This window comes from Streptomyces sp. 11-1-2 (assembly GCF_003595545.1).
Lineage (GTDB): Bacteria > Actinomycetota > Actinomycetes > Streptomycetales > Streptomycetaceae > Streptomyces > Streptomyces hygroscopicus_B.
On record NZ_CP022545.1, the window covers coordinates 1,648,287 to 1,660,479 of the forward strand.

A 12,193-nucleotide genomic window follows, 5' to 3' on the forward strand; every position below is an offset into this window, starting at 1 on the left:
ATTCAGGACACACCCAGTTCGTTGTCGATGAAGTCGAGAACCTGGGCCGCGGACGCGGACTCCAGCCTCTCCGCGGCGGTCATTTCTTCCTCCGCCGGCTTTCGTGTCGCTTTCCACTTCGCCAGCAGGCTTTCGAGCCGTGCCGTGACCGCCCCCGAATCGTCGTCTTCCATCTCGAGGCCGATCAGGGTGGCTTCGAGCCTGGCCAGTTCGTTGAGGACCGGATCGGCGCCGTCCCGGCCCGTGGCGGCGCCGACCGCCGGGGCGATGCGTTCCAGCAGGTAGTCGGCGAGCACGGCCGCCTCCGGATAGTCGAAGACGAGGGCGGCGGGCAGCCGCAGACCGGTGGCGGCGGCGAGCCGGTTGCGCAGTTCGACGGCGGTCAGGGAGTCGAAACCGAGCTCCTTGAAGTTGGTGTCGGCCTGTACCGCTTCGGCGTCGGCATGCCCGAGCACGGTGGCCACATGGCCACGGACCAACTGGAGTACCGTGCGGTGCTGTTCCGCCGCGGACAGGCCCGCCAGCCGCCCGGCCCAGCCGTCCGGCCGCGCATCGGCTGCCGCCGCCGTACGCCGCGCCGCCGCGCCACCGGCGCCCGATGCGGCGAGGGCACGGAGCGTGGCGGGGAGGCCGTCGACGGGCTGGGCGGCCAGGACACTGGTGTTCATGTCCGCCGCGATCAGCTGGTGGCCGCCGTGCTCGGCCGCCGCGTCGAGCAGCCGCAGGGCATGGTCGGCGGCCATCTCGGTGACCCCCGAGCGGGACATCCGGGCCAGGTCCGCGTCGGCGAGGCCGCCGGTCATCTCGCTGGATTCGGCCCACAGGCCCCAGGCCACCGAGACCGTCGGCAGGCCAAGGGCCTGACGGTGGGCCGCCAGCGCGTCGCAGAAGGCGTTGGCCGCCGCGTAGTTGGCCTGTCCCGGGCTGCCCATGACCCCGGCGGCCGACGAGAACAGCACGAACGCGCCCAGGCGCAGATGTGCCGTCGCGGCGTGCAGATGCGCCGCGGCGGTGGCCTTCGCCGCCCAGACCCGCGCCAGCCGCTCGGGAGTCTGCGCGGTGACGACCGCGTCGTCCAGCACACCCGCCGCATGGATGACTCCGGTCAGCGGATGCCCGGGGTCGACCCCCGCCACCAGCTCCGCCACGGCTGCCGCGTCGGTGACATCGGCGGCGACGATCCGTACCCGCGCGCCCAGGGCGGCCAGCCGGTCGGCGAGGTCCCGGGCGCCCGGCGCTTCCGGGCCACGGCGGCTCACCAGCAGCAGATGCCCGATCCGCCAGACGCGTACGAGGTGTTCGGCGACCAGCGCGCCCAGGGTGCCGGTGCCACCGGTGATGAGGACGGTGCCGTCCGGGTCCACCGGGGCGGGGACGTCCAGGACCAGCTTGCCGGTGTGCTTGGCCTGGCTGAGATGGCGCAGCGCCTCACGTGTCCGGCTGAGCGGCCACGTCCGCACCGGCAGTGGCCGCAGGGCTCCGGTGGTGAACAGCTCGCCCAGTTCGCCCAGCATCCGGCCGATGTGTTCGGGCCCGGCGTCGGTGATCAGGTCGTAGACCTGGTACGTCACCCCGGGGTACTCCTCCGCGACGCGCTCGGGGTCACGGAGGTCGGTCTTGCCCATCTCCATCAGCCGGCCACCCTCGCCCAGCAGCCGCAGGGAGGCGTCGACGAAGGGTCCGGCGAGGCTGTTGAGCACCACATCGACACCACGCCCGCCGGTGGCCTCGCGGAACGCCTCCTCGAAGTCCAGATCGCGTGAGGAGGCCCGGTGTGCCTCGTCGATGCCCATCGCCTCCAGCACCTCATGCTTGCCGGGGCTCGCCGTCGCGTAGACCTCCGCCCCGAGATGCCGGGCGATCCGTACGGCCGCCATGCCCACACCGCCGGTCGCGGCATGGATCAGGACCGTCTCCCCGGCCCGGAGCCGGGCCAGTTCCACGAGTCCGTACCAGGCGGTCAGGAACGCCACCGGCACCGAGGCCGCCTGCGGATAGGTCCACCCGGCGGGAACGGGCGCCACCATGCGGGCGTCGGTCACCGCCGTCGGGCCGAACGCGCGGTCGAAGACCCCCATGACCAGGTCGCCCACCGCGACCCCGGTTACCTCGGAGCCGACGTCCAGCACCACACCGGAGCCTTCGCCACCGAGCCCGGTCTGGCCGGGGACCATGCCCAAACTGATGAGCGCGTCGCGGAAGTTGATACCGGCCGCGTGCACCGCGACCCGCACCTGACGCGGTCCGAGGGGCTCGAGCACCTCCGGACACGGCACCGGCTTCACGTTCTCCACCGTGGCCGCGCCGGTCAGCTCCAACCGCCATGCGGGCTGTCCCACCAGTGCGGCCACACCCCCACTGCTCACACCACCGGTACGCATCAGCCGGGGCACCCGGAGCCGCCCCGCCCGCAGCGCGACCTGCGGCTCGTCCAGGTGCGCCGCCCAGGCCACGGCGCTGCGCACACTCTCTTCGAGCGGCTTGGAGTCCGGGTCGAGATCGACCAGAAGGAATCGCCCCGGGTTCTCCGCCTGCGCACTGCGCACCAGTCCGCACACGGCGGCCCCGGCCACGTCCAGGCCGCCGTCTCCGGCGCCGTCCGCCTCGGAGGCGCCTTCCGCCTCGAAGGTGTCGACCGCCTCGAAGGTGTCGACCGCGACCGCGCCCCGCGTGACCATCACCAGCCGGGTCTCGGCCAGCCGCGGTTCGGCCAGCCAGCCCCGCACCAGTTCCAGCGCCCGCTCCGAGGCCGCCAGACCGGCGGCCGCCAGGTCCGTACCCGCGTCCCCGCCGGACGAGCCGCCGAGCGCGGGCAGATACGCGACGGCCACCGAGGGGGCGGGGCCGTCACCGTCGAGGGCGGACACCAACGCCTCCAGATGCGGATGGTGTACCGCGCCCGGCACGATCGGCCCGCACTCCTGCGGGCTCAGAACCACCCACTCGCCGCCGTCCGCCGGATCCGGCCCCTGGTGTCCGGCGCCGGTGTCCGGTGCGGGGACGGGCAGGGACGTCCACTCCAGGGTGAACAGCCCCTCCACCTCGGGCCCGCCGGAGGTGCGCAGTTGGTCGACGGCGGCCGGTCGCATCACCAGCGAGTCGACGGTCAGCACCGGACCGCCCAGTGCGTCGGCCACCGCGACCCGCAGACCGCGCTCGCCCTCGGCGCCACCCGCCTCCTGCTCCTGGGGCGAGAGCCGGACTCGTACCGTCGTGGCACCGCCCGCCGACAGCGACACCCCGTTCCAGGCGAACGGCAGCCACACCCGGCCGTCGTCGTGCTCCTGCCCGGGCCGGTCGAGGAGGAACGCCGGATGGACCGCGGCATCCAGCAGTGCCGGATGGATACCAAATCCGTCCGGGTCTCCGGCGGCCTCGGGCAGCGCCACTGCGGCCAGGAGGTCCTCGCCGTCCCGCCACACGGCCCGCAGGCCACGGAACGACGGTCCGTAGGCGTATCCCGACGCCGCGGCGCGCTCGTAGAACCCGTCCAGCCGTACGGGCTCCGCGCCCACCGGGGGCCACGCCCGGCCCGGCTCGTCCACCGGCTCCCGCGCGGGGCTCTGCGGGGACGGCGGACTCAGGACGCCCTCGGCATGGCATACCCAGCCCGGTTCGGCACCGGGCTCGACATCGCGGTCGGGCCGGGAGTACACCCGCACATCACGCCGCCCGTCCTCGGTGGCCACGCCGACCACCACCTGAACGCGCAGCCCACCGGACGCGGGCAGCACGAGCGGGACCTGGAGCGCCAGCTCCTCCACCCCGCCGCAGCCCGCCTCATCGGCGGCCCGCAGCGCCCACTCCACCAGCGCCGCGCCCGGCGCCAGCACGGCGCCAGCCATCACATGCTCGGCCAGCCAGCCCCCGGTGCCGCCACCGGTCGAGATCCGGCCGGTGAGCACCAGCCCGCCGTCGGCGAGCCCGACGACCGCCGGGAGATGCGCATGCTCCACCCGCTGCAGCCCGGCGGCCCCCACATCCCCCACGCCACCGCCCTGGGCCAGCCAGTAGCGCTCGCGCTGGAAGGCGTACGTGGGCAGGTCGACCGTCCGAGGCGCCGGGCCGGCCGGGAACCAGTGGGCCCAGTCGACATCGGTCCCATGGGTGTGCAGTTGGGCGAGGGCGTGGCCGAGTGCGTGCACATCGGGTCGTTTACGGCTCAGGGTGGCCGTCACCAGCGGAGTCGGCCGCTCGGCGCCGGCCCCGGCCCCGGCCTCGCCCTCATCGGCGTCGGCGTCGGCGTCGGTCGTCGCCTCGTCGGGGGTGAGGTGCTGAAGGGTGTGCTGGGTCGCGGTGGCGAGGACGGGGTCGGGGCCGAGTTCGAGGAAGAGGCCGGTTTCGGGCGCGATATGAGCGACGGCGGGGTGGAAACGGACAGGTTGGCGGATGTGGCACACCCAGTAGCCCGGTGTGGCCATCTCCTCGTCGGCCGGCTCACCGGTGAGGTTGCTGAGCACTGGGAGGGTGGGCCGGTGGAAGGTCAGGCCGTCGATGGCCTGCGCGAACGGCTCCAGGATGGGGTCCATCAGCGGGGAGTGGAAGGCGTGGCTGACGGTCAGGGTCCTGGTCTTGCGGCCCTTGGCCGCCCAGTTGGCGCCGATATCGGCGACCAGCTCGATCGGACCGGAGACAACGGTGTTGCCAGGGGTGTTGAGGGCGGCGATGCCCACCTGGCCTTCGTATCGGGCCAGGTCCTCGGCGAGTTCATCGGCGGTGGCCGCGATGGTGACCATGCCTCCGCCTTCGGGAAGCCCTCCCATCAGGGTGGCGCGGGTGGCGACGAGATGGCAGGCGTCGGGGAGGTCGAAGACTCCGGCGATGTGGGCGGCGGCGATCTCGCCGATCGAATGACCGATGACGGCGTCGGGGCGTACTCCGACCGAGTCGAGCAGCCGGGCCAGGGCGATGTGCAGGGCGAACAGCCCCGCCTGGGCGTAGGTGGTGTGGTCCAGCAGCCCCGGCCGCTCGGCCACCCCGTGGAAGACCACGTCGCGGAGCGGATGTTCCAGGTGGGGGTCGAGCAGGCCGCAGACCTCGTCGAAGGCCGTGGCGAACACCTGGAACCGTTCGTACAGCCCGGCCCCCATCCCCTGGCGCTGGCTGCCCTGACCGCTGAAAAGCCACACGGTCTTGCCCGTCGCCGCGCCACTGGCGGGGAGCACTACACCCGGATGTGGTTCACCGCTCGCCAGTGCCGCCACGGCGGCCAACAGCTCGGCGCGGTCATCGCCCAACGCCACCGCCCGGTGCTCGAACAGCGATCGCGTGGTGGCAAGTGACCAGCCCACCTCGACCGTCGGCAGCTCCGGGCAGCTGGCGACGCGTTCGGCCAGCGCGGCGGCTTGGCCGCGCAGCGCCTCCGCACTCCGCGCGGACAGCGTCCATGGCACCGCCCGCGTGTCGGGGGAGATCACGGGTTCGGTGGTGACACGCTCGACCGGCTCGGGGGCCTGCTCCAGAAGGAGATGGGCGTTGGTGCCGGAGGCGCCGAACGAGGACACACCGGCCCGGCGCGGCCGCTCACCGTTCGGCCACTCCACCGCCTCGGTCAGCAGCCGCACCGCACCGCTGTCCCAGTCCACATGCGGGCTCGGCTCATCGATGTGCAGAGAGGCGGGCAGCGTTCCATGACGCATGGCCTGCACCATCTTGATGACGCCCGCCACACCCGCCGCCGCCTGCGTATGCCCGATATTGGACTTGATGGAGCCGAGCAACAGCGGCTGCCCGTCAGGGCGATCCTGACCATAGGTGGCCAGCAGCGCCTGCGCCTCGATCGGATCACCCAGCGTCGTACCCGTACCATGCGCCTCCACCGCATCGACATCCGAGACCGACAGCCCCGCACTCGCAAGCGCCTGTCGGATGACTCGTTGCTGTGAGGGTCCGTTCGGCGCGGTGAGTCCGTTCGACGCACCGTCCTGATTGACGGCGGAGCCACGGATCACGGCCAGGACGTCGTGACCGTTGCGCCGGGCGTCCGACAGCCGCTCCAGCAGCAGTACGCCCACGCCTTCGCCCCAGCCCGTCCCGTCGGCGGCCGCCGCGAAGGGCTTGCACCGGCCATCGGGGGCCAGACCACGCTGACGGGAGAAACCGGTGAACACATCCGGAGTGGCCATCACCGTCACCCCACCGGCCAACGCCAGCGTGCACTCCCCCTGCCGCAACGCCTGCGCCGCCAAATGCATCGCCACCAACGACGACGAACACGCCGTATCCACCGTCACCGCAGGACCCTCAAAGCCCAGCGTGTACGCCACCCGGCCCGAGACCACGCTGCCCGAACCCGCGAGCATCGCGTAGCCCTCGAGCTTCACATCAGCGGCACCGCTCAGCCCGGCCGCGTAGTCGTGGTACATCACGCCCGCGTACACACCGGTCGGACTGCCCTTCAACGACACCGGGTCGATCCCCGCCCGCTCCAGCACCTCCCACGACGCCTCCAACAGCAACCGCTGCTGTGGATCAGTGGCCAGCGCCTCCCGCGGATTGATCCCGAAGAACGCCGCGTCGAACGCATCGGCGTCATACAGGAAGGCGCCCTCGTGGGCATAGCTGGTGCCCGGGTGATCGGGGTCCGGATGGAACAGCCCGTCCAGATCCCAGCCTCGGCCGGTCGGAAACTCCCCGATGACGTCCTTCCCCGAGGCGACCAGGTCCCACAGCGCTTCAGGGGAGTTCGCGCCTCCCGGGAAACGGCAGGTCATGCCGATGATCGCCACGGGATCGTCCGTATCGGCCCTCGCCGCGACAGGTGCACGGGAACCGGCGGTCTCGCCGGTCAGCCGGGTGCACAGATACTCCGCCAGCACCCGAGGCGTCGGATAGTCGAACACCATCGTCGCCGGCAACCGCAACCCCGTCACCACCGACAACCGATTACGCAACTCCACCGCCGTCAACGAATCAAAACCCAACTCCTTAAACGCAGCATCCACCCGCACCTCACTCGCAGAACCAAACCCCAACACCACCGCCACACCACCCCGCACCACCTCCACCACCACATCCAACCGAGCACCAACCCCCAACCCCACCAACCGCCCCGCCAACCCCGAAACCCCCACCTCACCAGCCGCCAACCGCCGACCGGCACGACCGGCCACCAACCCCCGCAACACCGCCGGAAGGTCCCCACGGGGCACTCCGGCCGGATCGACGGCGGCGGCGACACACAGGGGGGCGCCCTGTGCACAGGCGGCGTCGAGCAGGCCCAGTGCCTTCTCGCTGGACATCGCGGCGATGCCCGAGCGGGACATCCGTGCTCGGTCCGTGGCGGCGAGTTTTCCGGTCATCTCGCTGGACTGGGCCCACAGCCCCCAGGCCACCGACAGCCCGGGAAGGCCACGGGCCTGACGGTGTGCGGCGAGGGCGTCACAAAAGGCGTTCGCCGCCGCGTAGTTGGCCTGCCCCGGGCTGCCCATGACCCCGGCGGCCGATGAGAACATCGCGAACAGGGACAGCGGAAGGTCGGCGGTGGCGGTGTGCAGATGCGCCGCGCCCGTGGCCTTGGCCGCCCACACCCGGGCCAGCCGTTCGGGTGTCTGCGAGGTCATCACCGCGTCGTCGAGCAGCCCCGTGGCATGGATGACACCGGTCAGCGGGTGCTCGGCCTCGACCCCCGCCACGAGCTCGGCCACCGCCGACGCGTCCGTGACGTCCACGGCGGCGATCCGCACCCGCGCACCCAGCCCTTCCAGGCGGGCGGCCAGGTCGCGGGCGCCCGGCGCGTCCGGCCCGCGACGGCTCACCAGGAGCAGATGGCCGACCTGCCACGTGCGCACCAGATGTTCGGCCACCAGGCCGCCCAGGGTGCCGGTGCCGCCCGTCACCAGCACGGTGCCGTCAGGGGCAATCGCCGCCGGGGTGTCCCGCTCCTCCGGACCGCTGTCGGCGGATACACGGATCAGCCGTGGCACCCACGCCCGGCCATCCCGTACGGCCAACTGCGGCTCCTCCAGGTCCACCGCCTGTGTGATGGCGTCCCGCAGGTGAAGGGCGAGGTCTCGATCTACATCCAGTTCGAGGTCGAGCAGAAGGAAGCGCCCCGGGTTCTCCGCCTGAGCGCTCCGCAAGAGACCCCACAGCGCGGCGGCGGCCACATCCGTACCGCCCTCGGCATCGGCGACGGCGACCGCGCCACGTGTCACCACGACCAACCGGGCATCGGCCAGTCGCGGCTCGGCCAGCCACTTCTGCACCAGCTCCAGGGCGCGTTGCGCCACCGCCAGACCAGCGGCCGCCATGTCGGTCGCGGAGTCGGCGTCCGAGCGCGGGAACTCGGCGAGAACCACGGCCGGAACCGGCTTCCCGTCATCGAGCCCGGCGAGAAACGCCTCCAGATCCGGATGTGCCCCCTCGGTCGCCAGCACCGCCCAGGTGTCGCGATCGGCCACCGGCCCTTCAGCCCCCGTCGACTGCGGCAGTGGGGTCCAGTCCAGAACGAACAGGCCGTCCACACCACGTGCCGCCGCGGCCTCCCGCAACTGCTCTACGGATGCCGGTCGCGTCACCAGGGAGTCGACCGTCAGAACGGGGTCGCCCACGGCATCGGCCACCACCAGTCGCAGCCCGCGCTCGCCCTCGGCGCCATCCCGATGCGGGGTGAGCCGTACGCGTACAGTGGTCGCTCCAGCGGCCCACAACGACACCCCGTTCCACGCGAACGGCAGCAGCACCTGGCCGCCGTCCCGCTCCCGCTCGGATCCGGTGTCGAGCAGAAGAGCCGGATGCAGGGCCGCGTCGAGCAGCGCGGGGTGGATGCCGAACCCCGTCCGCTCCCCCGCCGCTTCGGGCAGCGCCACCTCGGCCACCAGGTCAGCGCCGTCCCGCCACACGGCACGCAGCCCCTGGAACGACGGCCCGTACGCATAGCCGGACGCCTCGGAACGCTCGTAAAACCCCTCCAGATCCACCGGTTGCGCACCCGCCGGAGGCCATGTTCCGCCCAGCCCCTCGGCCGACGGGCCCGCACCTTCCGGTGCCGGGCTCAGCACCCCTTCGGCGTGGCACACCCAGCCCACATCGGCGCCCGAGTCGGCCTCGCCGTCCGGACGGGAGTAGATCCGCACATCGCGCCGCCCGTCCTCGGCCGCGGCGCCCACCACCACCTGGACGCGCAACCCGCCCGACTCCGGCAGCACCAACGGCACCTGTAGCGCCAATTCCTCGATCCCATCGCAGCCGACCTCGTCGGCCGCCCGCAGCGCCCACTCCACCAGCGCCGCGCCCGGGGCCAGGACGGCGTCCGCCACGATGTGTTCGCCGAGCCAGTCGTCATCGCCACCGGCCGCGATACGCCCGGTGAGCAGGTGGGTGCTTCCATCGGCCAGCTCCACGGCGGCGCCAAGCAAGGGATGGTCCGCATCGACGAGGCCGAGGCCGCTGGGGTCGCCGACAGCGCCCGAGCCGTTCATCCAATAGCGCTGGTGCTGGAAGGCGTACGTGGGCAGGTCGACGGTACGAGGCGTGGGATCGGCCGGGAACGCGGCCCTCCAGTCCACCTCGACCCCAGCAACGAACGCCTGACCCAGCGACTGCAGAAGCTGAGCCTGCCCACCGTGATCACGACGCAAAGTGGGCACCGCAACCGCGTCCACACCCACCTGCTCGAACGTCTCCTGCAAACCGAGAGTCAGCACAGGGTGACTGCTGGCCTCGATAAACACCCGATGCCCATCCGCCAACAACGCCTCGACCGCATCGGCAAACCGCACCCGCTCCCGCAAATTCGACACCCAATAACCCGCGTCCAGGACGGAAACGTCCGCCCGCCCACCGGTCACCGTCGAATAGAACGCCACCTCATCCGCCCCACCACCAACCGGACGAACACCACCCAGAACCTCATTCAACTCCCCACGGATCTCCTCCACCTGAGGACCATGCGAGGCATAATCCACCTCGATCAACCGCGCCCGCTCCCCCACCTCCTGACACGCCACGACGACAGCGGCCACCTGCTCCGGCGGACCCGAAACCACCGTGGAAAAGGGCCCATTGACAGCCGCCACGCCCACACCAGCCGCCTGACCGCCAAGCTCCGACAGCAACTGCCCAGCCCGCTCCTGACCCACACCGAGCGACGCCATCGCCCCACCCCCAGCCAGCTGTCGCAACGCCTTACTCCGCAAAGCCACCACCTTGGCGCCGTCCTCCAACGACAGCGCACCCGCCACCACCGCAGCCGCGATCTCACCCTGGCTATGACCCACCACCGCCACAGGACACACCCCATACCCCGCCCACACCGCAGCCAACGACACCATCACCGCCCACAACACCGGCTGCACCACATCCACCCGCCCCAGATCCGCCGCACCCTCCACACCACGCAACACATCCATCAGCGACCAGTCCACATACGCCGAAAGCGCCCGCTCACACTCCCCCACCCGCGCCGCGAACACCGCCGACACCTCCAGCAACTCCGCACCCATCCCCACCCACTGCGAACCCTGACCCGGAAACACCAACACCGGACCCACATCACCCACCAACGCCGCCCCACCCGACTCCACCACACCCGAATGCGACACACCCCCCGCCAACGCCCCCACCGCCGCAACCAACTCACCACAGCCCTCACCCACCACCACCGCCCGATGCTCAAACACCGACCGCGTCGTGGCCAACGACCACCCCACATCAACGGACGACAACTCGGACACGCCACCCACCCGCTCAGCCAACGCCGCCGCCTGCCCCCGCAACGCCTCCACACTCCGCCCCGACACCACCCACGGCACCAACCCACCCACACCAGAGGAACCCACCCCCGGCACCACCCTCTCAGGCGCCTGCTCCACAATCACATGCGCATTGGTGCCGCTGATCCCGAACGCGGAGACCCCGGCCCGGCGCGGCTGCTCGTTCCTCGGCCACTCCACCGGCTCCGTGAGCAGCCGCACCGCACCGCCGGACCAGTCCGCGTGCGGGGTCGGCTCATCGACGTACAGCGTGGCGGGCAGAAGTTCATGGCGCAGCGCCATCACCATCTTGATCACACCGGCCACACCCGCAGCACCTTGCGTATGGCCGATGTTGGACTTCAGCGACCCGAGCCATAGCGGCCGGTCCTCCGGCCGGTCCTGGCCGTACGCGGCGAGCAGGGCCTCGGCTTCGATCGGGTCGCCGAGCGTGGTGCCCGTGCCATGTGCCTCCACCGCGTCCACCTCGGCGGAGGAGAGCTGGGCGTTGATCAGGGCCTGGCGGATCACCCGCTGCTGGGACGGGCCGTTGGGCGCGGTCAGCCCGTTGGACGCGCCGTCCTGGTTGATGGCCGAGCCCCGGAGCACGGCGAGTACCTGGTGGCCATTGCGGCGTGCGTCGGAGAGCCGCTCCAGCAGCAGGAGCCCGACGCCCTCCGAGAAGCCGGTGCCGTCGGCGGCGGCCGCGAAGGGCTTGCAGCGGCCGTCGGGGGCAAGGCCGCGCTGGCGGGAGAATTCCACAAAGGTGTTCGGGGTGGTCATCACGGTCACGCCACCGGCCAGGGCCAGGGTGCATTCGCCCTGGCGCAGCGCCTGGCAGGCGAGATGCATCGCGACTAGCGAGGACGAGCATGCGGTGTCCACCGTCACCGCGGGCCCCTCCAGGCCGAGGGTGAAGGCCACTCGGCCGGAGACGACGCTCAGGGTGTTTCCGGTGAGCAGATATCCTTCCGCGCTCTTTTCGATCTGCGGGGTGCCGAAGCCGAGAATTCCGGCGCCCGCGTAGACCCCGGTGGGGGTGCCCTTCAGTGAGGTGGGGTCGATTCCGGCGCGTTCGAGCAACTCCCAGGAGACTTCGAGCAGTTGGCGCTGCTGGGGTTCGGCCGCCAGGGCCTCGCGCGGGCTGATGCCGAAGAAGGCGGCGTCGAAGCCGTCGGCCCGGTCCAGGAATCCGCCGTGGCGGACGTAGCTGGTGCCGGAGTGATCGGGGTCCGGGTGGTAGAGGGCCTCGGGACGCCAGCCGCGGTTGGTCGGAAACTCCCCGATCGCGTCCCCGCGCGAGGCGACCAGCTCCCACAGGTCCTCGGGCGAGGCGACCCCGCCGGGGAACCGGCAGGCCATGCTCACGATGGCCACCGGCTCCTGCGACCGCTCCTCCATCTCGCGAAGCCGCCGACGTGTCTGCCCCAGATCGGCCGTGACCTTCTTGAGGTACTGGCGGAGCTTCTCTTCGGTACCCGACATCAGTTCCGCGCCTC

General features: G+C 71.6%; 1 protein-coding gene. It reads right to left on the minus strand.

Going from position 1 to position 12,193, the window contains the following annotated elements; translation table 11 throughout:
- Positions 1-2: 2 nt before the first annotated feature.
- Positions 3-12,179, minus strand: a complete 12,177-nt coding sequence (locus CGL27_RS06620) for a type I polyketide synthase (RefSeq protein WP_119985229.1) — start codon at positions 12,177-12,179, stop codon at positions 3-5.
- Positions 12,180-12,193 lie beyond the last annotated feature (14 nt).